At 60.1% G+C, this 25,404-nt stretch carries 29 protein-coding genes; 11 read left to right on the top strand and 18 right to left on the bottom strand.

Going from position 1 to position 25,404, the window contains the following annotated elements; translation table 11 throughout:
• Positions 1-93: 93 nt before the first annotated feature.
• From GIW02_RS13440 to GIW02_RS13415, 6 genes are all read right to left on the bottom strand, one after another.
• Entirely contained in the window at positions 94-1,131 is a 1,038-nt protein-coding gene (locus tag GIW02_RS13440) for a DNA topoisomerase IB (protein ID WP_236414719.1), read from the bottom strand.
• Positions 1,132-1,209: 78 nt separating this feature from the next.
• A complete protein-coding gene (modC, locus tag GIW02_RS13435) occupies positions 1,210-2,289 on the bottom strand; it encodes a molybdenum ABC transporter ATP-binding protein (protein WP_236414737.1) in 1,080 nt (359 codons plus the stop codon).
• 5 nt (positions 2,290-2,294) lie between these two features.
• Positions 2,295-2,975, bottom strand: coding sequence for a molybdate ABC transporter permease subunit (modB, locus tag GIW02_RS13430; protein WP_236414723.1), 681 nt, complete (start codon positions 2,973-2,975; stop codon positions 2,295-2,297).
• The gene (gene modA, locus GIW02_RS13425; RefSeq protein ID WP_236414724.1) at positions 2,976-3,734 is read right to left on the bottom strand and encodes a molybdate ABC transporter substrate-binding protein; all 759 of its coding nucleotides are present in this window, start codon (positions 3,732-3,734) and stop codon (positions 2,976-2,978) included.
• A gap of 110 nt (positions 3,735-3,844) precedes the next feature.
• Positions 3,845-4,903 (bottom strand): nitronate monooxygenase, encoded by a 1,059-nt coding sequence (locus GIW02_RS13420; protein WP_236421890.1) that lies wholly within the window; start codon positions 4,901-4,903, stop codon positions 3,845-3,847.
• Positions 4,904-5,012: 109 nt separating this feature from the next.
• Positions 5,013-5,891 carry an alpha/beta hydrolase gene (locus GIW02_RS13415; protein ID WP_236419206.1) on the bottom strand — a complete coding sequence of 293 codons (879 nt, stop codon included), beginning with the start codon at positions 5,889-5,891 and terminating at the stop codon, positions 5,013-5,015.
• A gap of 173 nt (positions 5,892-6,064) precedes the next feature.
• Here GIW02_RS13415 and GIW02_RS13410 point away from each other — a divergent pair, with 173 nt between their 5' ends.
• On the top strand, positions 6,065-6,655 hold the full coding sequence (locus GIW02_RS13410; RefSeq protein ID WP_236419209.1) for an ABATE domain-containing protein: 591 nt from the start codon (positions 6,065-6,067) through the stop codon (positions 6,653-6,655).
• Here the strand turns inward: GIW02_RS13410 and ada are convergent.
• The 4 genes from ada to GIW02_RS13390 form a co-directional block, all read right to left on the bottom strand.
• On the bottom strand, positions 6,652-7,698 hold the full coding sequence (gene ada, locus GIW02_RS13405; RefSeq protein WP_236419212.1) for a bifunctional DNA-binding transcriptional regulator/O6-methylguanine-DNA methyltransferase Ada: 1,047 nt from the start codon (positions 7,696-7,698) through the stop codon (positions 6,652-6,654). The two genes, GIW02_RS13410 and ada, sit on opposite strands and share 4 nt — an antisense overlap.
• Before the next feature lie 75 nt (positions 7,699-7,773).
• Complete coding sequence (gene alkB, locus GIW02_RS13400) at positions 7,774-8,439, bottom strand: DNA oxidative demethylase AlkB (RefSeq protein WP_236419213.1); 666 nt, start codon at positions 8,437-8,439, stop codon at positions 7,774-7,776.
• A gap of 4 nt (positions 8,440-8,443) precedes the next feature.
• Complete coding sequence (locus tag GIW02_RS13395) at positions 8,444-8,608, bottom strand: hypothetical protein (protein WP_236419215.1); 165 nt, start codon at positions 8,606-8,608, stop codon at positions 8,444-8,446.
• 25 nt (positions 8,609-8,633) lie between these two features.
• Positions 8,634-8,936 (bottom strand): DUF1883 domain-containing protein, encoded by a 303-nt coding sequence (locus tag GIW02_RS13390; protein WP_122540262.1) that lies wholly within the window; start codon positions 8,934-8,936, stop codon positions 8,634-8,636.
• Between the two features lie 212 nt (positions 8,937-9,148).
• On the opposite strand from GIW02_RS13390, the gene GIW02_RS13385 reads away from it, so the two are divergent.
• Both GIW02_RS13385 and GIW02_RS13380 read left to right on the top strand, forming a co-directional pair.
• Positions 9,149-9,499, top strand: coding sequence for a hypothetical protein (locus GIW02_RS13385; protein ID WP_236419217.1), 351 nt, complete (start codon positions 9,149-9,151; stop codon positions 9,497-9,499).
• A 21-nt stretch (positions 9,500-9,520) separates the two neighbouring features.
• Positions 9,521-9,751 (top strand): hypothetical protein, encoded by a 231-nt coding sequence (locus GIW02_RS13380; protein ID WP_236419218.1) that lies wholly within the window; start codon positions 9,521-9,523, stop codon positions 9,749-9,751.
• A 9-nt stretch (positions 9,752-9,760) separates the two neighbouring features.
• On the opposite strand, the gene GIW02_RS13375 is transcribed toward GIW02_RS13380, so the two are convergent.
• The gene (locus GIW02_RS13375) at positions 9,761-10,042 is read right to left on the bottom strand and encodes a hypothetical protein (protein WP_236419220.1); all 282 of its coding nucleotides are present in this window, start codon (positions 10,040-10,042) and stop codon (positions 9,761-9,763) included.
• 145 nt (positions 10,043-10,187) lie between these two features.
• On the bottom strand, positions 10,188-10,373 hold the full coding sequence (locus tag GIW02_RS13370) for a hypothetical protein (protein ID WP_236419221.1): 186 nt from the start codon (positions 10,371-10,373) through the stop codon (positions 10,188-10,190).
• 310 nt (positions 10,374-10,683) lie between these two features.
• On the opposite strand from GIW02_RS13370, the gene galU reads away from it, so the two are divergent.
• Together galU and gorA are read left to right on the top strand one after the other, a co-directional pair.
• The gene (galU, locus tag GIW02_RS13365) at positions 10,684-11,523 is read left to right on the top strand and encodes a UTP--glucose-1-phosphate uridylyltransferase GalU (RefSeq protein ID WP_003173830.1); all 840 of its coding nucleotides are present in this window, start codon (positions 10,684-10,686) and stop codon (positions 11,521-11,523) included.
• Between the two features lie 118 nt (positions 11,524-11,641).
• Positions 11,642-13,000: a glutathione-disulfide reductase gene (gene gorA / locus GIW02_RS13360; RefSeq protein WP_236416662.1), complete on the top strand. Its 1,359-nt coding sequence runs from the start codon at positions 11,642-11,644 to the stop codon at positions 12,998-13,000.
• Here the strand turns inward: gorA and GIW02_RS13355 are convergent, their stop codons facing one another.
• Positions 13,001-14,008 (bottom strand): DNA-binding protein, encoded by a 1,008-nt coding sequence (locus GIW02_RS13355; RefSeq protein ID WP_236416660.1) that lies wholly within the window; start codon positions 14,006-14,008, stop codon positions 13,001-13,003. It lies immediately after the preceding gene.
• A gap of 170 nt (positions 14,009-14,178) precedes the next feature.
• On the opposite strand from GIW02_RS13355, the gene GIW02_RS13350 reads away from it, so the two are divergent.
• The 3 genes from GIW02_RS13350 to ahpF all read left to right on the top strand — a co-directional run bounded on the left by GIW02_RS13350 (position 14,179) and on the right by ahpF (position 17,504).
• Positions 14,179-15,111, top strand: a complete 933-nt coding sequence (locus GIW02_RS13350) for a site-specific integrase (protein ID WP_236416658.1) — start codon at positions 14,179-14,181, stop codon at positions 15,109-15,111.
• Between the two features lie 133 nt (positions 15,112-15,244).
• Positions 15,245-15,808, top strand: coding sequence for an alkyl hydroperoxide reductase subunit C (ahpC, locus tag GIW02_RS13345; RefSeq protein ID WP_010210361.1), 564 nt, complete (start codon positions 15,245-15,247; stop codon positions 15,806-15,808).
• Positions 15,809-15,938: 130 nt separating this feature from the next.
• Positions 15,939-17,504 carry an alkyl hydroperoxide reductase subunit F gene (ahpF, locus tag GIW02_RS13340; protein WP_236416655.1) on the top strand — a complete coding sequence of 522 codons (1,566 nt, stop codon included), beginning with the start codon at positions 15,939-15,941 and terminating at the stop codon, positions 17,502-17,504.
• A 63-nt stretch (positions 17,505-17,567) separates the two neighbouring features.
• On the opposite strand, the gene gloA is transcribed toward ahpF, so the two are convergent.
• Positions 17,568-18,089, bottom strand: coding sequence for a lactoylglutathione lyase (gene gloA, locus GIW02_RS13335; RefSeq protein ID WP_236416644.1), 522 nt, complete (start codon positions 18,087-18,089; stop codon positions 17,568-17,570).
• 197 nt (positions 18,090-18,286) lie between these two features.
• Between gloA and GIW02_RS13330 the strand changes: the two genes are divergently transcribed.
• Positions 18,287-18,820 carry a DUF4946 domain-containing protein gene (locus GIW02_RS13330; RefSeq protein WP_236416628.1) on the top strand — a complete coding sequence of 178 codons (534 nt, stop codon included), beginning with the start codon at positions 18,287-18,289 and terminating at the stop codon, positions 18,818-18,820.
• Positions 18,821-18,929: 109 nt separating this feature from the next.
• On the opposite strand, the gene GIW02_RS13325 is transcribed toward GIW02_RS13330, so the two are convergent.
• The 3 genes from GIW02_RS13325 to GIW02_RS13315 all read right to left on the bottom strand — a co-directional run bounded on the left by GIW02_RS13325 (position 18,930) and on the right by GIW02_RS13315 (position 21,976).
• On the bottom strand, positions 18,930-19,295 hold the full coding sequence (locus GIW02_RS13325) for a histone-like nucleoid-structuring protein, MvaT/MvaU family (protein ID WP_236416626.1): 366 nt from the start codon (positions 19,293-19,295) through the stop codon (positions 18,930-18,932).
• A gap of 200 nt (positions 19,296-19,495) precedes the next feature.
• Complete coding sequence (locus tag GIW02_RS13320; protein WP_236416623.1) at positions 19,496-21,037, bottom strand: EAL domain-containing protein; 1,542 nt, start codon at positions 21,035-21,037, stop codon at positions 19,496-19,498.
• 27 nt (positions 21,038-21,064) lie between these two features.
• A complete protein-coding gene (locus GIW02_RS13315) occupies positions 21,065-21,976 on the bottom strand; it encodes a LysR family transcriptional regulator (protein ID WP_236421889.1) in 912 nt (303 codons plus the stop codon).
• Positions 21,977-22,053: 77 nt separating this feature from the next.
• Here GIW02_RS13315 and GIW02_RS13310 point away from each other — a divergent pair, with 77 nt between their 5' ends.
• Both GIW02_RS13310 and hppD read left to right on the top strand, forming a co-directional pair.
• A complete protein-coding gene (locus GIW02_RS13310) occupies positions 22,054-22,977 on the top strand; it encodes an EamA family transporter (RefSeq protein ID WP_236416588.1) in 924 nt (307 codons plus the stop codon).
• A gap of 245 nt (positions 22,978-23,222) precedes the next feature.
• Positions 23,223-24,299, top strand: coding sequence for a 4-hydroxyphenylpyruvate dioxygenase (gene hppD, locus GIW02_RS13305; protein ID WP_236416586.1), 1,077 nt, complete (start codon positions 23,223-23,225; stop codon positions 24,297-24,299).
• Between the two features lie 56 nt (positions 24,300-24,355).
• On the opposite strand, the gene rarD is transcribed toward hppD, so the two are convergent.
• On the bottom strand, positions 24,356-25,237 hold the full coding sequence (gene rarD, locus GIW02_RS13300; RefSeq protein ID WP_236416584.1) for an EamA family transporter RarD: 882 nt from the start codon (positions 25,235-25,237) through the stop codon (positions 24,356-24,358).
• Positions 25,238-25,404 lie beyond the last annotated feature (167 nt).

Genomic DNA, 25,404 nt, shown 5'->3' with positions numbered 1-25,404 from the left:
ACAAGCGCGCCAGGCGGCTCGTTGCAGATACATTTTGGAAGGCTTAGAGGTTCACGTCGGCGGTCATCCTGGAAGTCAGAAGGGAGGCAAAGCCTAACCTGCCTTGGCTTTTTTCGGCAAGTCCGCTGCCAGTTTCTCAAGGAACATGGCCAGCGCCACTTCCTCGGCCTTGAGCCCTTTGCGCAAGCGCGGCTTGGGCAGGCGCGAGAGTTCGCCGAGGCTGAAATGCTCGAGCACGGCGGGGTGGATGTAGCACTTGCGGCACACCGCCGGGGTGTTACCCAACTGCTTGGCGACTTCCTTGACCATCGCCACCACGTGCCGTTTGGCATCGGACTCGGGTTGCCACTCCAATTCGCGCAGTACCGCCAGCGCCATGGCCGTGCCGGCCCAGGTGCGGTAGTCCTTGGCGGTGAAGTCCGCACCCGTGAGGCTGTGCAGGTAGTCATTCACGTCCTGGGAGCTGACGGTGTGCCGCTCGCCGTCTTCGTCCAGGTACTGGAACAGGTTCTGCCCCGGCAATTCCAGGCAGCGCTTGACCACGGTAGCCAGGCGCCGGTCCTTGACGCTGACTTGATGCTCGACGCCGCTCTTGCCGCGAAACTGGAACTGGATTTCGCTGCCTTTCACATCCACATGGCGGGTGCGCAGGGTGGTCAGCCCGTAGGATTTATTGTCCCGCGCATATTGGGTATTGCCGACGCGGATCAGCGTGGCGTCGAGCAACATCACCACGGTAGCCAAGACTTTTTCGCGGGTAAAACCGGGCTCGGCGATTTGGGCTTCCAGCTGTTTGCGCAGTGTCGGCAGGGCGTTGCCGAACGCCTGCAGCCGAGCGTACTTGTCGCTGTCGCGCACCTCACGCCAACGCGCGTGATAGCGATACTGCTTGCGCCCACGCGCATCGCGGCCAGTGGCTTGCAGGTGGCCGCGCGGGTCGGCGCAGATCCACACGTCGGTGTAAGCCGGTGGGACCGCCAGGGCATTGAGGCGCTTGATTTCATCGGCATCGGTGATGCGAACGCCCTTGGCGTCGACATACTGGAACTTGCCCCGCAACGTCTTGCGGCGAATGCCGGGCTGGGTGTCGTCAACGTAATGCAAGTCGCGGGGTAGCTCAGAGTCGGACATGGGGCGGGTTCCTTGGCAACAAATCAGGCCGGTATGCCTGATTGACCGCAGCCGTGTGCGGTCGTGCCAAAAGCTTTGCTACGCCAATACCGCGACCGCTTTGATCTGTGCCCACAGCGTCTGGCCGGGGTGCAGTTGTAACTGGTCGCGGGAGAAGCGCGTAATACGTGCCAGCAGCGGCGTGCCCTCGGCGTCCAGGCGCACCAGCACGTGGGCGTTGTTGTCGGCCGCAATCTCCTGGATGACCGTCACCGGCAGGCGGTTGAGGATGCTGCTGTGCTCCTCGGCTTGCAGACTGAGGCTTACGTCTCGCGCCTGCACCTTGACGCGCAAGGCTTTGCCCACGGCCATCGGCGCATGGGCCACGCGCAGGTGCAGGGCGCTGCCGGGCAGCTGCAGGGTCAGCAGGTGGTAGTGATCGTCGTAGGCGCTGACGCTGCCATTGACCACCACACCGGCGTCATCGCCCAATGCCATGGGCAGGTCGAGCCGCGCCAGGGTTTCGCCGATGGGGCCACTGGCCAGGGCCTTGCCGTCGCTGAGCAACACGATGTGGTCGGCCAGGCGCGCAACCTCATCCTGTGCATGGCTGACATACAGCACCGGAATATCCAGCTCATCGTGCAGGCGCTCCAGGTAGGGCAGGATTTCGCCTTTGCGCTTGCTGTCGAGGGCGGCCAGGGGCTCGTCCATCAACAACAGGCGCGGGCTGGTGAGCAGCGCGCGGGCGATGCCGATGCGCTGGCGCTCACCGCCGGACAGGTGTTGGGGGTGGCGCTCGAGCAAGTGGCCGATCCCCAGGAGTTCGGTGGCCTGGGCCATTTCGACTCGACGCAGTTGACGCGCGATACGCTTGAGGCCGAACTCCAGGTTGGCGCGCACCGACAAATGCGGGAACAGGCTGGCCTCCTGAAACACATAGCCCAGCGCACGCTTGTGCGGCGCGACGAACAGCCCGTTGCGGCTGTCTTGCCAGACTTCATCGTTGACCTGGATAAACCCGTCCCTGGCTCGCTCCAGCCCGGCGATGCAGCGCAGGCAGGTGGTCTTGCCCGAGCCGGAATGCCCGTACAGCGCCGTCACCCCGCGCCCGGGCAGATGCAGGTCGACATTTAGGGCAAAGCCGGAATAGTTCAGTTGCAGGCGCACATCGATCATCGACATCAGCTCCAGCCCATCTTGGTTTTACGGCTGGAATACAGTGCCAGCAATACGAGGAACGCGAACACCACCATAGCGCCCGCCAGCCAATGGGCCTGGGCGTATTCCATGGCTTCGACGTGGTCGTAGATCTGCACCGACACCACGCGGGTTTTATCCGGGATATTGCCGCCGATCATCAGCACCACGCCGAACTCGCCGACGGTGTGCGCAAACCCGAGGATGGACGCCGTGATAAACCCCGGGCGAGCCAAGGGCAGGATCACGCTGAAAAACGTGTCCCACGGGTTGGCGCGCAAGGTCGCGGCCACCTCCAGTGGGCGGGTGCCGATAGCGGAGAAAGCGTTTTGCAACGGCTGCACCACGAACGGCATGGAATAGATCACCGAGCCGATCACCAGCCCGGCAAAGCTGAAGGTCAGGGTGCCCAGGCCCAGCCATTGGGTGAACTGACCGAAATAGCCGTTGGGGCCCATGCTCAACAGCAGGTAGAAACCGATCACCGTCGGCGGCAACACCAACGGCAAGGCGACGATTGCCCCGATCGGGCCGCGCCACCAGGAACGGGTGCGCGACAGCCAAAGGGCAATCGGAGTGCCGATGACCAGCAGGATCACGGTGGTCAGTGACGCCAGTTTAATGGTCAACCAGATAGCGGAAAAATCGGCACTCGACAGGGGCATTTACTTGGCCAGCTCGTAACCGTAGGACTTGATGACGGCAGCGGCTTTTGGCCCTTTCAAGTACTCGACCAGCGCTTTGGCAGCGGCGCTGTCTTTGCCCTTGTTGAGGATCACCGCGTCCTGTTTGATCGGGTCATGCAGGGAGGCCGGGACCACCCACGCCGAACCGCTGGTGACTTTGCCGTCTTTATAGATCTGCGACAAGGCCACAAAGCCCAACTCGGCATTGCCGGTGGAAACGAACTGATAGGCCTGGGTGATGTTCTGGCCTTCGACGAGCTTGTCCTTGACCTTGTCGGTCAGGCCTTCTTTGGCCAGCACTTGGGTAGCGGCCAACCCGTAAGGCGCAGCTTTCGGGTTGGCGATGGACAGGTGCTTGAACTGGTTTGCCTTCAAGACGTCGCCCTTGGCATCCACATAGCCTTCTTTGGCCGACCACAGCGCCAGGGTGCCCACGGCATAGGTGAAGCGCGAGCCTTTGACGGTATCGCCTTCGCTCTCAAGTTTTTGCGGGGTGGTGTCGTCGGCACTCAGGAACACTTCGAACGGGGCGCCGTTCTTGATCTGGGTGTAGAACTGCCCGGTGGCGCCGTAGGCCGCGACCAGCTTGTGCCCGGTGTCTTTTTCGAAATCGGCGGCAATCGCCTGGATCGGCGCGGTGAAGTTGGCCGCGACGGCCACCTGCACTTCATCGGCATTGGCCGAACCGAAAGCGAGGGCGGCGACCAGGACGGCCAGGCGTGAGGCGTGAATCTTCATGAAGCAGCTCCTTGGGGATGTACGGCTTGTTATAGGGAGAAGGCTCAACCGCTATGTAGGCGAATATATAGCGGTTGGCCATTGCCGGTACAGCGCAAAGTTGCGGCGATTTATTTGAACGTGGCCAACGCCCGTTCGGCCAGTTCGCGGGTCAGCGCATAGGTGGTGGTGTCTTTGCCAAGGCGCAGTGCCTGGCCTGACCACAGGTTGCTGAAGCCTGCTTCGTCCTTGGCCTTGAGCGGCATCAGCGCACCGCCTGAGGTCGGAAACGCCGGCGCCGCCGGGTTGATCGCGCCCAATTCTCGCATCACCCGGTTCACGATGCCCCGCGCCGGGCGCCCGGTAAACAGGTTGGTCAGCGCCGTTTCACTGGCCTGGGCATGGCGCAGCGCATGGTGGTGGGAGGGGGTGACGTTGGCTTCGGGGGTGAACAGGTACGCCGTGCCGATCTGCACCGCCGAGGCGCCCAGGGCAAATGCCGCGACAATCCCGCGCGCATCCCCGATCCCGCCGGCGGCGATCACCGGCACACGCACGGCGTCGACAACTTGCGGCAGCAGGGCAAACAAGCCGATCTGGGTATTGAGGTCGTCGCTGAGGAACAACCCACGATGCCCGCCGGCCTCAATCCCCATCGCGATGACTGCATCGCAGCCATGCTGTTCCAGCCATATCGCTTCTTCGACGGTAGTGGCGGAAGACAGCACCTTGGCGCCCGTGGCTTTTACCCGGTCCAGCAGCGTTTTCTCCGGCAGGCCAAAGTGAAAACTCACGACCTCGGGGCGAAACTCTTCCACCACCTGGCAGGCGGCTTCGTTGAACGGTTCGCGATTGGACACCGGTGTCGGCGCCTCAAAATCGGCACCCAACTCGCGGTAGTACGGCTCCAGCAGGTCTTTCCAGCGCTTGTCGCGCGCAGCATCGGGCGCAGGTGGCTGGTGGCAGAAGAAATTGACGTTCAGGGGGCGCGAGCTGGCCTGGCGAATGGCGGTCAACGCTTCGCGCAATTGCTCGATGCTCAGGGCGGCCGCAGGCAGGGAGCCCAGCGCGCCTGCGTTATTGGCGGCGATGACCATGGCGGTGGTGGTGCCGACCGCCATAGGCGCCTGAATGATCGGCACTTCAATGCCCAGCAGGTCGAGAAGGCGAGTATCTGGCCAGGTGCTCATGGGGTGCGTCTCCAGCGTAAGTGAGGCTTTTCGCTGTTTTAACAGGGCCCTTGGCACCCGGCCAGTCTGTTTTATTCACTGGACGATAGCGACGTTTCGTGGTGTAGCGTCAGTCGATAGCGTGGCCCAGCACCGCGTGAATGCGCGCGGCAATATGCGCGGCATGGGTTTCCAGGGCGAAGTGGCCAGTGTCCAGCAGCTCCACCACTGCGTTGGGGTTGTCGGTGGCGTACGCGTGCGCCCCTGGCGGGATGAAGAACGGGTCGTTCTGGCCCCAGATCACCAGGGTCGGCACGTGCGTGGCCTGGAAAAACGCCTGGAACGCTGGGTAGAGCGTGAGGTTGTTGCGGTAGTCGAGGAACAGGTCGAGTTGGATTTCGTCATTGCCGGGGCGTTGCATCAGCAGCACGTCGAGCATGTAGGACTCCGGCGCCACCCGTTGTGGGTCGCTTACGCCGTGCAGGTACTGATAGCGGGTGCCTTCGAGGCTGATGACGGCGCTGCGGATCACCTCGCGATTGGCCTGGCTCGGCTCGGCCCAATAGGCACGAATCGGCGCCCAGGCATCGCCCAGACCTTCCAGGTAGGCGTTGCCATTTTGCGAAACCAGTGCACTGACCCGCTCCGGGTGAGCGACGGCCAGGCGCAGGCCGACGGGAGCGCCGTAGTCGAAGACGTACAGCGCATAGCGGCTCAGCGCCAGCGCCTCGACAAAATGCCCCACGGTAGTCGCCAGGTTGTCGAAGGTGTAGACGTACTCGCGCTGCGCAGGCACGTCGGTAAAGCCAAAGCCCGGCAGGTCCGGCGCGATCACCCGAAAGCGCGTGGCGAGCAGCGGGATGAGGTCACTGTACATATGGGATGAGCTGGGAAAACCATGCAACAGCAGCATCACCGGAGCACTCGGGTCGCCGGCCTCGCGGTAGAACATGCGAAGGCCATCGACGTCGAGGTGGCGATAGTGAACAACGGGGGCTTGAGGGGTCATGGTTAGCGTTCCTGTGTAACTGGATAAGATTTGTATACGGGTTACCGTGTTAAAAATCTGCGCCTGAATCTGTAACCTGTCAAATCAATTTATCTGGTTATATTTTTGCGGCTGGTAACTACACATCCTTGTCAATAGCGGTTACGATGTCGGCGCTTCCTAGAGGATTGACCATGACTGCCTCCGCACCTCCCGCCGTACCCCTGGAACCCTACGTCCTGGCCGATCACCCGGTGCTGGATATGCTCAACACCCGGGCCAATGTCGACGCTGAACCCCTTGAGTTCTGGCAGAGCGATGCGGATGTCGAGCGCTGGCTGGTGCGTGTGGGCTGGGCCGAGGAGGGCGCAGTGCCGGTCTTTGCGCAGGGTGCGTTGCTGGCGGCGGCGGTCGAATTGCGCGAGGTGGTGCGGGTGTTGCTGGAGCAGCGCAAGGCGGGCAAGCAAGGTAACCCGGCTGCGCTCAATGGCTTTTTACGCAAGGCCGTCAGCCATCCGCAATTGGCATGGCCTGCGCCGGGCGAACTGCAGCTGCAGCGCCAGCGCAGCGTGCAAACGCCGCAGCAATTTCTCTCAATTGTTGCCGAGGCCGCAGCCGGCTTGCTGGTGGAAGGGGACTTCAACCTGATCCGTACCTGCGAGCATCCCGAATGCGTGCTGTGGTTTTACGATCGCACCAAGGGCCACAAACGCCGCTGGTGCAGCATGGCGCTGTGCGGCAATCGGTTTAAGGTGGCGCAGTTTCGCAAACGTCAGTTGCTTTAGGTCTCGCTTTCGCGGTCGAGCAACCGGCGTTTGCGCTCTACGCCCCAGCGGTAGCCGGACAAGTCACCGTTACTGCGAACCACGCGATGACAGGGGATCGCCACCGCCAGGCAGTTGGCGCCACACGCCTGGGCCACCGCGCGAAAGGACTTGGGCGCACCGATGCGCTGGGCGATCTGCGCATAGCTGGCGGTGCTGCCTGGCGCAATCTCGCGCAGGGCTTGCCACACCCGTTCCTGAAACGCCGTCCCGCGCAGGTCCAGCGGCAGGTTCAGGCCCAGGGCGGGCGCCTCGACAAACCCCACCACCTGGGCGATCAGCTGTTCGAAGCCGTGATCGGCGCCTATCAGGTTGGCCTTGGGGAACTGGTCCTGCAGGTCACGCACCAGTTTGTCCGGGTCATCCCCCAGCAGGATCGCGCACACGCCACGGTTACTCTGTGCCACCAGGATCGCGCCGAGCGAACATTGCCCGACGGCAAACAGGATCGTGTTGTCGGTGCCGCCGGCTTTGTAGTCACTGGGCTTCATGCCGAGTACTTGGCTGGCCGACTCATAAAAGCGGCTGTTGGAGTTGAATCCCGCGTCATACAGCGCATCCGTGACTGACTGCCGACCCTTGAGCCCAGCGCGCACCTTGCGTGAGCGAAGGGCATTGGCATAGCCCTTTGGGGTCAGGCCGGTCACGGCTTTGAACACGCGGTGGAAATGGAACGGGCTGAGCCCGGCTTGGGCTGCAAGCGTACTCAGGGGCGGCGGGGTGTCGGCCTGCTCGATGTGACGGCACGCCTGGGCCACCCGCTGTGCATGGTGTGCGGCAAGCTGGGTCTGGTCGCCGGCGGCGCGTTTGCTGGCGCGGTAGCCGGCCGCTTGGGCTTGCTCCGGGGTGTCGAAGAACTCGACATTTTCCGGCCGCGGCAAGCGCGATGCACTGCTCGCACGGCAATACACGCCGGTGGTTTTTACGCCGTAGACGAACAGCGCATCGGCTTTGGGGTCGCGGGCCAGAATCGCAGCCCAGCGCGGGTCTTGTTCGGTGGTCATAGTCGGCACTCCTGACGGCTCCAGGCCAGCTTAGCCGTGGCACGTCGGCCTGGCACTCCGAAGCTTGCGGTCAAATCAGCCGGCGGTGCGGAAGGTGAGGTTGATGCGCTGCGGCCCCATGATGGGGTGCGTGCCGTCCTTGATCGGCATCACCCCATGAAAGCGCAGGCGATCGACCCCGCCCCAGACCACTACATCGCCATGGAACAGCGAAATCCTGTGAGCCTTGGCGCTGCGCTCATGCCCGCCAAACAGAAAAATCGCCGGCAGCCCGAGCGACACCGACACCACCGGCTCACTGAGGCGGCGTTCATTCTTGTCTTGGTGCAGGGACATTTTGGCGCCCGGTATGTAGCGGTTGATCAGGCAGGCGTCGGGGAGGAAGTCAACGAACCCGGCCTCGGCCGCCGCGGTTATCGCCAATTCGCGCAAAGCAACCGGCATGGCAGGCCAGGGCTGCTGGCTGCGCGGGTCAAAGGGGGAATAGCGGTAGCCGGTGGAGTCGGTCGTCCAGCCCAGGTCGCCGCAACTGCTCAAGGCCGCCGACATGGTAAACCCACCGGGGGTGACCATTTGTCGAAACGGCGATTGAGCCAGCACATGCCGCAGTTCGGGAAGAACCCGCTCAATCCACCGCAAGGCAAAGCCCCTCAGTACGTAGGACTGTTCGCCAATTTGCTCGCGCCCGGCGGGTTGTTGCAGGGCGTCATCGGCGAACAGGTCGGCAGTGGGGCCGGGCATGGTCTTACAGCGCCTTGCTCACGTTGATGTCGGTGATTTCATCACTGGCATCGTGAATCTTTGCCAGGGCTTGCTTTGCTTCTTCCACGCTGTTGCTGTTCAGCTGCGCGAATTCAAAGCGGCGTTCGCCGTTGAGCTTGTACTTGATCACGTATTTGGTGGTGGTCACGGCTATTTCCTATAGGCAGTTCGAGTCAGCTCAGCTTGGTGCTGGTACGACGCACGATGCGGATCTTGTGGGACAACGCAGGTTTCTTGGTCACGCTGATCGCGCGGCGCGTCACCACGTCCAGGGTGATGTTCCAGAACCCGGTGCTCGGTGCAGTGATTTTGGCGGGGAATTTGTCGAACGCGCCACCGTGGTAAGTGTGGCGGCCGCCGTTCTTGAAGCTGCGAAAGTTCGCGTCGCTCATCAGGCGAATATTGCACGTCTGCGAGCATTCGATGACAACAATGTCTCCCTCGTTGAGGTGCTCGCGCTGGTGGATGAATTTCATGAGGGTGTCTCCAGAAGGGCTTTTTCTGAAAAATCAGAACGATACGTAGGTTAAGATGGAGTTTATCAGCCCCAGCGCGTTTATTATCGGCCCGTGTTCAAAGGCGTCGACAATTTAAAACAGTTATTTACCGAGTCATCAGGGATAAATCCTACGTGGGCGGGAGAAAATTACCATCCCCGGTGTCGTAGGGTCTTTATCGGAGGTTTTGTATGAAGTGGAGTGTGTTGGTTCTGGCCTTGGCGATAGGTGGGTGTGCTTCGGTTGCAGATATCAAGCAGACCCCGCCGACGTTGGCAGTCATTTCCGGGAAGAAGCCTCAGGAATATGCCGCGTGTGTGGTGCAGAAACTGTCCGCAACCCGCCGGCCGCCGCAGATCGAACCGCACAAGGAAGGTGTGCGTGTGATCGTGCCGCAGAAATTTTCCGCCGATCCGTCGGCAATCTTTGAAATTGACGAACGCTCCAGCGGCAGCAGCATCAAGCTCTACGAGAGCATGTCCAACGTGCCTATCCGCCCGGGTGATGTGAAAAAGGCCGGGGAAGCGTGCATTTCCGGCTGATGCCGTGGTGGAAGATCATCTATGAAACGTGAACACGTCAGAGCCCGGCATGCCGAGGGAGAAATCTCGGCGACCCATGTCATCCAGAACCCTGCCGACCTGGGTGAGTGGATCGTCTTCTTCAAAAAGAGCGGCGGGCGCAGTTTTTTTCTGGTGGACGACCAGGATGAGGTCGAATCCTTTGCGAGCCTGGATGAGCTAAGCGAGATCCTGCGCGAGCTGGGGATCAAGTTTGCCGAGATTCATTTGTAACCCTGGCGGTTACTTGCAGACCACCACTACGCTGCGACTTTTAAAGTTGCCCACGTCCTGGCCCAGGGTCTTGTCGCTTTCTTTAAGCGATGGGGTGCCCTCAGTGCCGACGATGCGGTAGCCGGTGCCAGCGCACGAGGCGTCAGCTTTTTCGTAGCAGCTGGCCCAGGAATTGGCTTCGCCCGAGCAATCGATGGTCAGGCCTTGCTCGCCGTTTTTCAGGTAAACGTCGGAGGTGGTGGTGCAGCCGGTCATCGCCAGTGCCGCAGTCAGTGCCAGAATCTTGTTCATGTAGGTTCGTCGTCAAGGGTGTTGGAAGGGGCGCGCTGACACTGTCGTGGGGGCGTTTGCGGAAGATTATAGCGATCTGCCATCCGGGTACAGACAAACACAAAAAAGCCCCATTAAAGGGGCTTTTTGCGCAGTACGAGGGGGCTTATTTGCCCTTGGGACGCTTACTCGACGCGTGGCCTGCTTCATCCACAAACACTTCGGCTACCGCGATAGCCTGTTGTTCGGTCGCAAATGCCCCGGCGACGCTGTCTCCGTGGAAGTTGATCAGGTGCCAACCGTCCGCTCGTTTTGTGATCAGGTAGCCGTTCACGCCTTTTGGTTCTGACATCTATTAACAATCTCGTGGTCTGGTTCAAGGCGCTAATGATAGCGCCAAATGTCGCTGGGCCGCGCAAGTTATTGCAGTTCAGCGTTTCGGGCCCAAAAGCATGCTAAAAGGGCTGCAGCCCTCTGAAACAATGATCGGAAAACCTGTTTTGCGGTGTCAGTGCAGATGCTCTTCGTAAGATCAGCGGAACTTACGCCGACATTTTTTCTCTATGATGACATCGCAACGCCAGCAGGACCCATTGTAAGGTTCCTGCGGCCTGATTAGACTGCGCCGAATTCCGTACGCACAGCCCTTTGTAAGGACCCATATGATCAAGAAATGCTTGTTCCCAGCAGCCGGTTACGGCACTCGCTTCTTGCCAGCGACCAAGGCCATGCCCAAAGAGATGCTGCCGGTGGTGAACAAGCCACTGATTCAGTACGGCGTCGAAGAGGCACTGGATGCCGGTCTGAACGAAATCTCCATCGTGACTGGCCGCGGTAAGCGCGCTCTGGAAGACCACTTCGACATCAGCTACGAGCTGGAAAACCAGATCAAAGGCACCGACAAGGAAAAATACCTGGTCGGCATCCGTAAACTGCTCGACGAGTGCTCGTTCTCCTACACCCGTCAGACCCAGATGAAAGGCCTCGGCCACGCCATCCTCACTGGCCGCCCGCTGATCGGTGACGAACCGTTCGCCGTGGTCCTGGCGGACGACCTGTGCGTTAACCTCGAAGGCGACGGCGTACTGACCCAGATGGTCAAGCTGTACCAGAAATACCGTTGCACCATCGTTGCGGTAATGGAAGTGAATCCGACCGAAACCAACAAGTACGGCGTTATCGCCGGCGACGACATTGGTGATGGCCTGATCCGCGTCCGCGACATGGTTGAGAAACCAGCGCCGGAAGATGCGCCGTCGAACCTGGCGATCATCGGTCGTTACATCCTGACCCCGGATATATTCAAGTTGATCGAAGAAACCGAGCCAGGCAAAGGCGGCGAAATCCAGATCACCGACGCCCTGCTGAAGCAAGCCAAAGACGGCTGCGTGATTGCCTACAAGTTCAAGGGCCAGCGTTTCGACTGCGGCGGCGCTGAAGGCTACATCGAAGCGACCAACTTCTGCTACGAGCACTTCTACAAGACTGGCAAGGCTTACTGATTGACGTTTGCCCGTCTGTTTTAATGCTCGAACGCTACAGAAAGCCACCCTAGGGTGGCTTTTTCGTTTTTCAGCCCCATGTAAGTCGGTATGCTGATGTGCTGCCGAGGAGAGTGAAATGGCCTACGATTTTGACTTGTATGTAATTGGCGCCGGTTCCGGCGGTGTTCGCGCAGCACGTTTTGCTGCGGGGTTTGGTGCCAAGGTGGCCGTGGCAGAGAGCCGCTATCTGGGCGGAACCTGTGTCAACGTCGGCTGCGTGCCGAAAAAGCTGCTGGTCTACGGCGCCCACTTTGCCGAAGATTTCGAGCAGGCCAGCGGGTTTGGCTGGTCCCTGGGCGAGGCGAATTTTGATTGGGCGACCCTGATCGCCAACAAGGATCGCGAGATCAACCGCCTCAACGGTATTTACCGCAATCTGCTGGTCAATAGCGGTGTGACCCTGCACGAAGGGCATGCGCGTCTGGTCGATCCGCACCAGGTGGAAATCAACGGCGAGCGATTCACCGCCAAGCACATCCTGATCGCAACCGGTGGCTGGCCGCAGATTCCGGAGATTCCGGGGCGCGAGCATGCCATTGGCTCCAATGAGGCGTTCTTTCTCAAGGCGCTGCCCAAGCGCGTGCTGGTGGTTGGCGGCGGTTACATCGCTGTCGAGTTTGCCGGGATTTTCCACGGCCTGGGCGCCCACACCACGCTGCTGTATCGCGGCGATCTGTTCCTGCGCGGCTTTGACGGTTCGGTGCGCACGCACTTGAAGGAAGAGCTGACCAAGCGTGGCCTGGATCTGCAATTCAACGCCGATATCGAGCGCATCGACAAGCAGGCCGATGGCAGCCTCAAGGCCACCTTGAAGGATGGTCGGGTGCTGGAAGCCGATTGTGTGTTCTACGCCACCGGTCGCCGGCCGATGCTGGACAACCTGGGGCTGGAAAATACCGGCGTCAAACTCGACAAGCGTGGCTTCGTCGAAGTGGACGACCTGTACCAAACCGCAGAATCGTCGATCCTGGCCATCGGCGATGTGATCGGTCGAGTACAGCTGACACCGGTTGCGCTGGCAGAAGGCATGGCCGTGGCGCGTCGCCTGTTCAAGCCCGAGCACTACCGCCCGGTCGATTACGCGATGATCCCGACGGCCGTGTTCAGCCTGCCGAACATTGGCACTGTTGGCCTCACGGAAGAAGAAGCCAAAGACAAAGGCCACAAGGTGCAGATTTTTGAAAGCCGTTTCCGGCCAATGAAACTGACCCTGACCGATTGCCAGGAAAAAACCCTGATGAAGCTGGTGGTCGACGCCGACACCGACAAGGTGCTGGGTTGCCATATGGTCGGCCCAGACGCAGGCGAGATCGTGCAGGGCCTGGCGATCGCGCTCAAGGCCGGCGCGACCAAGCAGCATTTCGATGAAACCATCGGCGTGCACCCCACGGCGGCGGAAGAATTCGTCACCATGCGCACGCCAGTGGCCAACTGATCAGGCGTCTGGTGTTGCCTCTGGCGCCGTTGCAACGACGGCGGCCAGGCGCAATGCCTCGACCTGGGCCTGGGTCTTTATAAGGTCCAGCTCCAGGGCTTTTTGAGTCTGTTGCTGTTCGGCTAGCGCGTCCTGGCGCGACTGGCTTTCCAGTACCGCTACGCGCAAGCGCTCTTGCAGCAGGTTGCGTTCGCCGTCAACCAGGCTGAGCTGTTCGCTTAATTTCAGCTGTAGAGCCTGCTCCTTGCGCGCTTGCTCCTGCTGAGCCGCCAATTCCTTCGCCGTTACTCGGTGCTCAATCAGCAGTCGCTCGTTATCACGATGCAGTTGGGTGATTTCATCCTGGCGCACCATGGCACTTTGCTGGGCCAGGCGCAGCTCTGCCTGTAGCTGCTGCAACTGACCTTCGTGGCGACGCTGTTCCTGTTCACGCTGCTCCTTGATTGCATTGCGATAGTGCTCAAGGGCATCGCGGGCGTGCAGGTGCTTGTCTTCCAGTGAGCGAATCTGTTCGTCCTTGTCGTTGATCCGCAGCTCGTAGTCGCTGCACGCCTGGCTCAGCCCGGCGTTGCGGGTTTGCTCGGTCTGCAGGCTGGTGCTGGCCGTTTGCAGGGCGGCGCTTTGCTCTGCGAGGGCGGCGGCCTGGATGTCGAATTGGTGTTTGAGCTGGCTGTGAGCTGCCTCAAGCGTTTCCAGTTGGGCGAGCAGGGCGGTTTTCTGCTGCTCGAACTGCGCCAGGGCCAGATCGATGGGCTCCTGGGCCTTTTCTTTCAGGCGCTGCGCCAGTCGCGCGACCAGCTCGCCAAGCTCGTCGTCGAGCGGCGCCTGGGTGATGGTGGTGCGGGTTTCGCTCTCGTCCAATTCCTTGAGATAGCGATGAATAGTGGTTTTCGAGCCGGTATTGCCCATTTCGATGCGTACGGCATCGATGCTTGGGTTTTCGCCGCGGGCAAGGATCGCCAGGCGCGCCGTTTGAACTACTGCTTTGTTGATGCCGCCGCGAGCCATGGAGTCTCCGTCGATTTAGTACTGTGGTATGTATTATGTAGTTACGTACTGTAACATGGATAAAAGCTCATTTAAATTCATGATTTAACAGATGGGATATTGGCGTATTATCCCGTGTCATAGCCGGTTTGAGCGCCGGCGCACCGCTAAGCAGTACGAATGGGCCTTTCATGAGTGATCTGGATCGTTACCTCGACGCCGCCACCCGCGATAACACGCGCCGCAGTTATCGCGCGGCCATTGAGCACTTCGAAGTGAGTTGGGGCGGGTTCTTACCTGCGACCAGCGACAGCGTGGCGCGCTACCTGGTGGCGCACGCCGGGTTGCTGGCGGTGAACACCTTGAAGCTGCGGCTTTCGGCGCTGGCGCAGTGGCACACCAGCCAGGGTTTTCCCGACCCCACCAAGGCACCGGTGGTGCGCAAGGTGCTCAAGGGCATTCGCGCCGTGCACCCGGCACAGGAAAAACAGGCCGAACCGCTGCAACTCAAACACCTTGAGCAAGTGGTGGCGTCTCTTGAGGCTGAGGCGCTGCAGGCGGGCAGCGCGCAGGACCTGCCGGGGTTGCTGCGCGCCAAACGCGACACTGCACTGATCTTGCTGGGCTTCTGGCGCGGGTTTCGCAGTGATGAGCTGTGCCGCCTGCAGATTGAACACGTGCAGGCCACGCCCGGCGCCGGGATCAGCCTGTATCTGCCGCGCAGCAAAAGTGATCGGGATAACCTCGGCAAAACCTACCAAACCCCAGCGCTGCTGCGCCTGTGCCCGGTCCAGGCCTACAGCGAATGGCTCAGCGCCTCGGCGCTGGTGCGTGGCCCGGTGTTTCGCAGCATCGATCGCTGGGGCAACCTCGGCGAGGAGGGGTTGCACGCCAACAGTGTGATCCCGCTGCTGCGCCAGGCGCTGGAGCGCGCCGGCATTGCCGCCGAGCACTACACCAGCCACTCACTGCGTCGGGGCTTTGCCACCTGGGCCCACCGCAGTGGGTGGGATTTGAAATCATTGATGAGTTACGTCGGCTGGAGCGACATGAAATCTGCCATGCGCTATGTTGAAGCGACGCCCTTTCTTGGCATGACCTTGGCCACCCAACCGCTGCTTTGAGATTTCTTCTATTAATACCGTTGCCTGATAGAGAAAACCAATCGTCAGCATCAGGTTTGCCAATGAGCCATCGGCCGGGAGAGTGGGTAGGATTCACCTCATCAACTTCTTAACCCCTGACGGAGAGTCAACGATGCCTATCATCAACAGCCAAGTAAAACCGTTCAAAGCTACCGCGTACAAAAACGGCAACTTCGTAGACGTGTCGGACGCTGACCTGAAAGGCAAATGGTCCGTTGTGTTCTTCTACCCAGCCGACTTCACCTTCGTTTGCCCAACCGAGCTGGAAGACCTGGCTGACAACTACGCCGAATTCCAGAAGCTGGGCGTCGAGATCTACAGCGTTTCCACCGACACCCACTTTGCTCACGCTGCCTGGCACAACACTTCGCCAGCCATCGGCAAAATCCAATACACCATGATCGGCGACCCAACCCTGACCATCTCCCGCAACTTCGACGTACTGATCGAAGAAGCTGGCCTGGCAGACCGCGGTACTTTCGTGATCAACCCAGAAGGTCAGATCAAGATCGTTGAACTGAACGACGGTGGTGTTGGCCGTGACGCCTCCGAGCTGCTGCGCAAAATCAAGGCTGCTCAATACGTCGCTGCTCACCCAGGCGAAGTGTGCCCAGCCAAGTGGAAAGAAGGCGAGGCTACTTTGGCTCCGTCCCTGGACCTGGTCGGCAAGATCTAAGTCCATGAAATACCCAGGGCGGGATTCCGCACCTAATCAGTAAGCTGCATCCGCCCTCGAAACGCCCGGGCGAGAGTCGCTCGGGCGTTTTTTTGTCTGCAATAAACCGAATAAACAGGAAATCGCCCGTATGTTGGACGCCAATCTTAAAGCTCAGTTGAAGTCATACCTGGAACGGGTCACCCAGCCGATCGAGATCGTCGCCTCCCTCGACGACGGTGCGAAATCCCAGGAAATGCTTGCTCTTTTGCAAGACGTAACCAGCCTCACTACGCTGATTACCCTGAAAACCGATGGCGATGATGCGCGCAAGCCGTCGTTCTCCATCAATCGCCCGGGTGCCGATATCAGCCTGCGTTTCGCCGGCATCCCCATGGGCCATGAATTTACTTCGCTGGTGTTGGCCCTGCTGCAAGTGGGTGGCCACCCCTCGAAGGCCAGTGTTGAAGTGATTGAACAAATCCGCGCCCTCAAAGGCGAGTTCAGCTTCGAGACTTATTTCTCGCTGTCCTGCCAGAATTGCCCGGACGTGGTCCAGGCGCTGAACCTGATGGCCGTGCTCAACCCGAACATCCGCCACGTGGCCATCGATGGCGCGCTGTTCCAGGCTGAAGTCGATGAGCGCCAGGTCATGGCAGTGCCCAGCGTGTACCTCAACGGTGTGAACTTTGGTCAGGGCCGCATGGGCCTGGAAGAAATCCTCGCCAAGCTCGACACCAGCGGCATCGAAAAGGCCGCTGAAAAAATCAGCGCCAAAGACGCCTTTGATGTACTCGTCGTTGGCGGTGGCCCAGCCGGTTCTGCTGCAGCGATCTACGCCGCACGTAAAGGCATCCGCACAGGTGTGGCCGCTGAGCGTTTTGGCGGGCAAGTGTTGGACACCATGTCCATCGAGAACTTTATCTCGGTACAGGAAACCGAAGGCCCGAAACTGGCCAGCGCGCTGGAAGCCCACGTACGTCAGTACGACGTGGACATCATGAACCTGCAGCGTGCCAGCAGCCTGATCCCGGCGAAAAATGCCGGTGACCTGCACGAAATCCGCTTCGAAAGCGGTGCGACCCTCAAGTCCAAGACTGTGATCCTGGCGACCGGTGCGCGCTGGAGAGAGATGGGTGTGCCGGGCGAACAGGAATACAAAGCCAAGGGCGTGTGCTTCTGCCCGCACTGTGACGGCCCGTTGTTTAAGGGCAAGCGCGTGGCGGTGATCGGCGGCGGTAACTCCGGCGTTGAAGCAGCCATCGACTTGGCAGGTATCGTCAGCCACGTGACCTTGCTCGAGTTCGACAGCAAGTTGCGCGCCGATGCGGTGTTGCAGCGCAAGCTTTACAGCCTGCCGAACGTGGACGTGATCACCAGTGCGCTGACCAGTGAAGTCAAAGGCGATGGCCAGAAAGTCACCGGCCTGGCGTACAAGGATCGCGACAGCGGCGAGTTCAAGACCATCGACCTGGAAGGTATCTTTGTACAGATCGGTTTGCTGCCCAACACCGACTGGCTCAAAGGCACCGTGGAGCTGACACCGCGCGGCGAGATCATTGTCGATGCGCGTGGCGAAACTTCACTGCCGGGCGTATTCGCCGCCGGTGACGTAACCACCGTGCCGTACAAGCAGATCGTGATTGCGGTAGGCGAGGGCGCCAAGGCTTCCCTGAGTGCTTTTGATCACCTGATCCGTACTTCCGCCCCGGCGTAAACCCGTGCCCGGAAATGAAAAACCCCATGAGCGATCATGGGGTTTTTTATTGCGCAGGTTTTTTTACACGGGCGTAGGCTGGATGATCTCAACCCAGTAGGCGTCCGGGTCCTTGATGAATGCCAGGCTTTTCATGCGGCCATCGCTCAGGCGCTTCTGGAAATCACAGCCCAGGGCTTCGAAGCGTTCGCAGGCGGCGACGATATCCGGCACCGAAATGCAGATATGGCCAAAGCCACGCGGGTCGGTATTGCCGTTGTGGTAAGCAAAGTCTGCGTCGTTTTCAGTGCCGTGGTTGTGGGTCAGTTCCAGGATGCCTGGGATCGACTTCATCCACTGCGTGCGCTCGGCGGCGTCGGCCGGGATCTGGGATTTGTCCACCAGAGCCAGGAAGTACAGGCTGAATTCGGCTTCCGGGAAGTCACGTTTTTCAACCAGCGAAAACCCCAGGACGCGGGTGTAGAAGTCCAGCGACTTGGTGATGTCCTTGACCCGCAACATGGTGTGGTTGAACACGAAGTTCGAAGTGGCGGTGTCAGGTTGAGCGGTGACGCCCGGGAAGGTGTTCAATTCGTGCAGGCTCATGGGCCCTCCAGAAAAAAATGGGGCAAACTTCGCTCCTAAAACAGAGCGATCCCTTGGCTTGCGGCAGGCATCCGTGCAGCGCAGCCATGATACGCAAGGCGTGCCGGCCACGCCAAACGAAAAAGCACTCGCAGCCCTTGCGAGCAATGGGTGGCCGGGCTCAAACTTTGGCGCTTGAACCTTGGGCGTTTCCTGCAATGATCGAATTTCGTAAATCGCTGTTGTGCGCTGTGTGTTTGGTGTTGGGCAGCCCCTGTGTGCTGGCCGCCGACCCTGTAGTCCATTGGCCAAGTGGCTGGCAAGTGGAGGAGGTAGTGCCCGATGATCAGGCACCCAAGCCTGCCGCCGTGTCGCGTCAACGGGCTATCAAGAACGATGAAAACGGTAACACCTTGATGGTCATGGAGTTGACCGGCACGCCAATTGAGGCGGGACATAAAGTTAATCTTCAAGGCGTGTTGCTGGAAATGCGTAAATCCATCCAGAAGGATTTTGCCCAAGGCGGTTATCAAAGTGTGTGCACCAAAATGCACCCAGCCACATTGAGTGGCCTTGATGCACTGGAAACTACTTGCGTGATTACCGAAAATGGCCGACACGTGCTATCGCAAACATTGGTAGGCGCTGTTGATAGCGAAAAGGCCTATGTTTTTTCTTACGCCGGTCAAGCTCAAGCGTACGAAACCAGCAAGGATGAAGTCAGTTCAGTGCGCGACAGCCTGAAACTTTAAATCCCTGCGCCGATCGATGTTGAACAATATGAAATGTTATTTAAGTTCGCTTTCGAACCCGTGAATAAAAAAGCCCCGCGTACGCGGGGCTTTTTTTAGTGCGGTTGAATCACTTGCGCAACCAGGACTCGACGGTGTCGGCACCGTGCTGTTCTTTCCAGGCTTTGAGCCCACGGTGGTTGCCGCCTTTGGTTTCGATCAGCTCACCGGTGTGCGGGTTCTGGTAGACCTTGACCACGCGCGCACGGCGCTGTTTAGGTGCAGCAGTGGCAGCAGCGCCAGCCTTGCCCAGGTTAGGATCAAGGATAGCAATGATGTCACGCAGGCTCTTGCCATACGTCTTCATCAGCCCTTGAAGCTTTTCTTCGAATTCGATTTCTTTCTTCAGGCCAGCGTCGTTCTTCAGGGATTCCAGCTGGGCAAGCTGCTCTTGAAGGGCTTTTTCTGCTGCGCGAAATTCGGCGAGTCTGGACAAAATAGGTACTCCACATAGTGTTGTTGGCTGCTATCAACTGCAAACAAAGCTGTAAGCCAAGAGCGATAAGGCAACTCAAAAAAGACGCCTTTCTGCGAGTGCTGCACCGGCAGGAAAAAATTGTAGTAGTTAATGAGCCACGAGTAAATCACGTCTTTTGTTTCACTAACATTATTTCAATGCGCGTAGTGCCTGGCTATTCAATGGTTGACCAGTGTTTTAATGAAATCATCACAGGGCAACGGCTTGCCGAACAGGTAACCCTGTAGGAAATCTACACCGCGGGCTGCCAGATACTCGCACTGCTCCACTGTTTCTACCCCTTCTGCAACGATGCCCAGGTCAAGCTTGCCAGACAACTCAATGATGCTGTCCAGAATATGTCCGGAGAGTGCATCCGCGCCAATCGTGGCGACAAAACTCTGGTCGATTTTCAAGTAGTCGACATTGAAGTTGCGCAAGTAACCGAGGCTGGAATGGCCGGTCCCAAAGTCATCAATCGCAATCATCACCCCCAGGTCATGCAGGGCGTCGAACAGGCGACGGGTAATGTCGGTGGGCACGATCAGCTCGCGCTCGGTCAATTCCAGCACCAGAGTGACCTGACCAGGCGTGAAGGCGGCGAGAAACGCCTGGCAGTCCTCCACCAGGGCCAGGTCTTGGCAGTGGCGCGCGGTGATATTCACGCCAATATGAAAACCCGGGCTGAAATGCACAGCATGCGGTGCCAGTTGTGCTGCGGTCTGGCGCAGCAGGGCGCGGGTCATCGGCACGATCAGGCCGCAATCCTCCGCGAGCGGGATGAACAGATCCGGGCGCACCAGACCTTCCTTGGGGTGCTGCCAGCGCATCAGCACTTCGCAGCCGGCCCATTCGCGGGTATCGCCGCGCACTACCGGCTGAAAGTACGCGATGAACTCATTGGCACCCAGCGCCCGCTGCAGTTCCTGGGTCGGCGCCGACGCACGCTGTTGCAACCAATGGGCGAGCAGCCCCGCCAACACGCCAAAGAACAGCAGCAGGCTGAACAGCGCCGGATAACGCGCTTGCATGTAGCGCCAGACTTCCCCCGCGGGCATGCCAGCGTCAACACTGTAGTGATAGCGCGCGGACGCCAGGTGATGCTGGGCCACGGCAAACACGGGGGGCGCGCTGGTGCGCACCTGGCCATCGGCGTCGAGCCAGTTGGGGCCGACCTGCAGCACCAGCTGTGCATAGCGGCTGATCAGGCGCAAGGCGTTGGTCAGGTGGTAGCCATCAACCGAGGCAAACGCGGCCTTGTCGCCGTCAACCAGCCGGTAGACCAGCAGCGCGGTATCCGGCGTCACCGGGTTGCCATTCATCAACCACAACGTGCCGTCAACATAGTCGTCCGGGTTGACGGGCGACTCGTAATAACGGCCGAACAATGAACTGCAATAGATGTTTTTTTGCCAGGACAAGGTGGTCGCGCGTACGAACGGCCGACGTGTGACCTGCTCGCGCAGCGCCAGTTGCGCCGCGTTGTCGCAAGGTTGCCCGGCCAGCGGCAGCAGGGTTTGAGCGGCGAGGGCGGTGTTGTCGAGCATCAGGTCAAATTGGCGTACGGCTTCCTGCGCGGTTTGCGCCGTGCTTTGCTCCAGGCTGCGTTCGGCTTGCCAATGCAGGATGGCCACGCCCAACACGACCGGCAGCAGCCCGCACACGGCACTGATGGAATGACGGGCGAGGGGCTTTCGAGGGCCTTTGACGGTGAGCGGCATGGGAACTGGAGCCTGTTGCGCAGAGGGCTAGGGATGCGCCGATGATAGACGGGCCGGTTCAAATAAGCTCGCCATGCCCAGGCTTTGTGCAATATCGATAAAGGCCAGTGTGGCCGGCGAGGCCTGGCGGCGGTCCAGCACCGCCAGGCCGATCCGCCGCGAAACCCGGGGCGACAGCGGCCGTTTGACGTAGCGCGGGTCATGAACGTGCGGCAGCGACGCTTCTGCGACGATGCTCAGCCCGTCACCACGGCTGACCGCTTCCAGGGTGCTGAGCAATTGGGCACAGCGGTACCGCACTTTGGGCCGCAGTTGCGCGGCGCTGAACAGGTGCGTGACCAGCTCGGCCGAGCCGGCCTGCGTGAGAATAAACGGGTCATCACACAGGTCGTGCAGGCTCAACGTGTCGCGCAAGGCCAGCGGATGGCCTGCGGGCAGCAAGGCGACCATCTGGTCCTCGAACAGCGCGAAGGTATCGAAGCGCTCCTGTTCCAGCACCACAAACCCCACGTCGATGCGTCGCTCATCCAGCCATTGCAGCACCTGGCGGTCGGGGCCTTCGTCAACGTGCACTTCGACCCCCGGATGCGCGGCACGAAACCGGCTGAGAATGCCCGGCAACAGGCGGATCGACGCGGTCGGTCCGAATGAGCCGATGCGCAAGGTGCCGCGCTCCATGCCACGGGCATCCGCAGCTTCCTGTTGCAGGGTGTTGGCCAGGCCCAGCATGGCGCGGGCGCGGCCGAGCAATTGCAGGCCGATGTCGCTGGGCTCGACCAGGCTCTGATGGCGTCGAAACAGCGCCACGCCAAGTTCCTGCTCGAGGGCCTTGATGGCATGGGACACCGCCGATTGGCTGATGCCCAGGCGGTGGGCCGCACTGGTGAAGCCTTGCAGCTCGGCGACCAGCGAGAAAATTTCCAATTGGGTCAGGGTCATGAGTGAACACTCATTTTACGATGATCGAACATTAGTTGAAGGATACGCGAAATTTTCCATACCGTGAGCCGAACCCCATGAGCCCTGCCAACGACCGCCTGACGTATTGCAAACTCGCCGCCATCACCATGATCTGGGGCGGCACCTTTGTAGCGGGGCGCTTCCTGGCCGACCAGGTCAACCCGCTGTTGGCCGCCAGCCTGCGATTTATCCTGGCCAGTCTGGCGCTGCTGCTGTTCATGGGGTGCGCGCGGATTCGCCTCACATGCCCGACCCGGCGGCAGATGCTGCAACTGGCGGTGCTCGGGTTCTTCGGGATTTTTGCCTACAACCTGTGCTTCTTCTATGGCTTGCAGTACATCAATGCGTCGCGGGCCTCGTTGATTGTCGCGCTCAACCCGGCGGTGATCGGCGTGGCCAGTTGGCTGCTGTTCAACGAGCGCCTGGGCCGTCTCAAGCTACTGGGTATCGCGGTGTGCCTGGCCGGCGCGGCGACGGTGATTGTCAGTCGCAACCCACAGCTGCTGCAGGCAACCGCCCATGCCTGGATCGGCGACCTGTTGATCCTCGGCTGCGTGGCCGGGTGGGGCGTTTACTCGCTGTGTTCGCGGGGCCTCAACCAGAGCCTGGGGCCCTTGCAGACGGTTACGTGGTCGGTATTGCTAGGTACATTGATGCTGACTGTTACTACCCTGGCCACGGGAAGCCTCACCGTCGAAGGGCTGAGCCGGGTGCAGATGCCGCAGTTGCTGAGCCTGCTGTACCTGGGCGTGCTGGGCTCCGCGCTGGCGTATATCGGCTACTACGACGGCATTCGGCGCATTGGTGCGACGCGTTCGGGGGTATTTATCGCGCTCAACCCGCTGACTGCAGTGATCTGCGGTGCGCTGCTGCTGGGCGAACAACTGACAGCGCCGATGCTGGTGGGCGGGGCCGTCATCCTGCTGGGCATCTACCTGTGCAACAAACCCCTTGCGCGGGCCAGGGCAATGGGGATTTGATAAGAGTACGGACAAACACGGTTACGCTGTGTAGAATCGATTTACGCATACAAGAATATGGACTTGCGCTCACGCAAGCCTCGGCCGTCAGAGACTGATGTAACCATGAAGCTACTCGGCTCCCCCCTCATCTTTGGTGACTTCCTCGCCCGCAGCGTGCGGGGCCTGTCCTGTGCGCCACCCTGCCACCTCATCCTTGCTCGCAACTGACTGATTGCTCACTACAAGAATGATGAGGTGCCGAAATGGCCGACCAATACGCAAACCCAATGGGCCTGATGGGCTTTGAATTTATCGAATTCGCGTCGCCGACCCCAGGTGTCCTGGAGCCGATCTTCGAGATCATGGGCTTCACCAAAGTCGCCACCCACCGCTCCAAGGACGTACACCTGTATCGCCAGGGCGAGATCAACCTGATCCTCAACAACCAGCCGGACAGCCTGGCCTCCTACTTTGCGGCGGAGCACGGCCCCTCGGTGTGCGGTATGGCGTTCCGCGTCAAGGACTCGCAAAAAGCCTACAGCCGCGCGCTGGAACTGGGCGCCCAGCCGATCCACATCGAAACCGGCCCGATGGAGCTGAACCTGCCTGCCATCAAGGGTATCGGCGGCGCGCCGCTGTACCTGATCGACCGTTTTGGTGAAGGCAGCTCGATCTATGACATCGACTTCGTCTACCTCGAAGGCGTAGAGCGCAACCCGCAGGGCGCGGGGCTCAAGGTCATCGACCACCTGACCCACAACGTGTATCGCGGCCGCATGGCCTATTGGGCCAACTTCTACGAGAAGCTGTTCAACTTCCGTGAAGCGCGCTACTTCGATATCAAGGGCGAATACACCGGCCTGACCTCCAAGGCCATGAGCGCCCCGGACGGCATGATCCGCATCCCGCTGAACGAAGAGTCGTCCAAGGGCGCGGGGCAGATCGAAGAGTTCCTGATGCAGTTCAACGGCGAGGGCATCCAGCACGTGGCGTTCCTGACCGACGACCTGGTGAAGACCTGGGACGCGCTCAAAAACATCGGCATGCGCTTCATGACCGCGCCGCCGGATACCTACTATGAGATGCTCGAAGGGCGCCTGCCAAACCACGGCGAGCCGGTTGACCAGTTGCAGGCCCGCGGCATTCTGCTCGACGGTTCTTCGATTGAGGGCGATAAGCGCCTGCTGCTGCAGATCTTCTCGGAAACCCTGATGGGCCCGGTGTTCTTCGAATTCATCCAGCGCAAGGGCGATGATGGCTTTGGCGAGGGCAACTTCAAGGCGTTGTTCGAATCCATCGAGCGTGACCAGGTGCGTCGCGGTGTCTTGACCACCGACTGAAGCTGAAAAAAAGCCCGGCCGAGGTTAACCCCCGGCCGGGCTTTTTAGTGCCTGCTTCACGCCCGGCGCTGGCGCACCAAGTGCTTGAAGCCTTCGAACACCAGCACCATCACCGCGATCCAGATCGGGATATAGGTCAGCCATTCGCCCGACTTGATCCCTTCACCCAGCAACAGCGCCACCACCAGCAGCAGCACCGGCTCGACATAGCTCAGCAGCCCGAACAGGCTGAAGGCCAGCAAGCGGCTGGCGATGATATAGCTCACCAGTGCCGAGGCACTGATCAGGCCCAGCAGGGGGATCAGCGCGTACAGTTTTGGATGGCTGTCCATCACCGCAAAGCCCTGTTCGCCGCTTTGCACAAACCACCAGGCCACCGGCAGCATCAGCGCCATATCCAGCCACAGCCCGCCCAGGTTGTCTGTCTTGAGGGACTTGCGCACAATGAAGTACAGCGGGTAACCGATGATCACCACCAACGTCGCCCAGGAAAACCCACCGGCCTGGTACAGCTCATTGAGCACCCCGAGGCCAGCAAAAAACACTGCGATCTTTTGCAGGTAGGACAGCTGCTCGCCCCACACCAGGCGCCCGGTCAGCACCATGGTCAGCGGCAACAGGAAGTAGCCTACCGACACATCCAGGCTGCGCCCGTTCAACGGTGCCCACATGAACAACCACAACTGTACGCCGAGCAAGGCCGACGACAGCAGCACACCGCCAATCAGCCGAGGCTTGGCGGCCAGCATGCGCAACAGTTCCCAGGCCCGCCGCCATTCGCCGCTGATGATCATGAACACGGTCATGCACGGCACGGTGAGCAACATGCGCCAGCCAAAAATTTCCAGACCGCTCAGCGGCGTGAGCAGCGACGTGAAGTAATACATCACGGCAAACAACACCGAGGCCGACACCGATAACACAACACCTTTAGACACGCTGTCCTCGCGAAAAACCATGGGTACAAAAGAGGGGGAGATTTCAGGAGGAGATTATGGTGCTTTTGGCGCGAGAGGGTTGCGCTGTTTTGGGGCGTTTTTCAGGAAAATTTCTCACCGGGTCTAAGGCCCAACCCCTGTCCACAGCCGTTCAGACAACCCCAACC

It is taken from the genome of Pseudomonas syringae (genome assembly GCF_021606685.1).
GTDB lineage: Bacteria > Pseudomonadota > Gammaproteobacteria > Pseudomonadales > Pseudomonadaceae > Aquipseudomonas > Aquipseudomonas syringae_R.
This window is presented reverse-complemented; position numbering and strand designations above follow the sequence as displayed.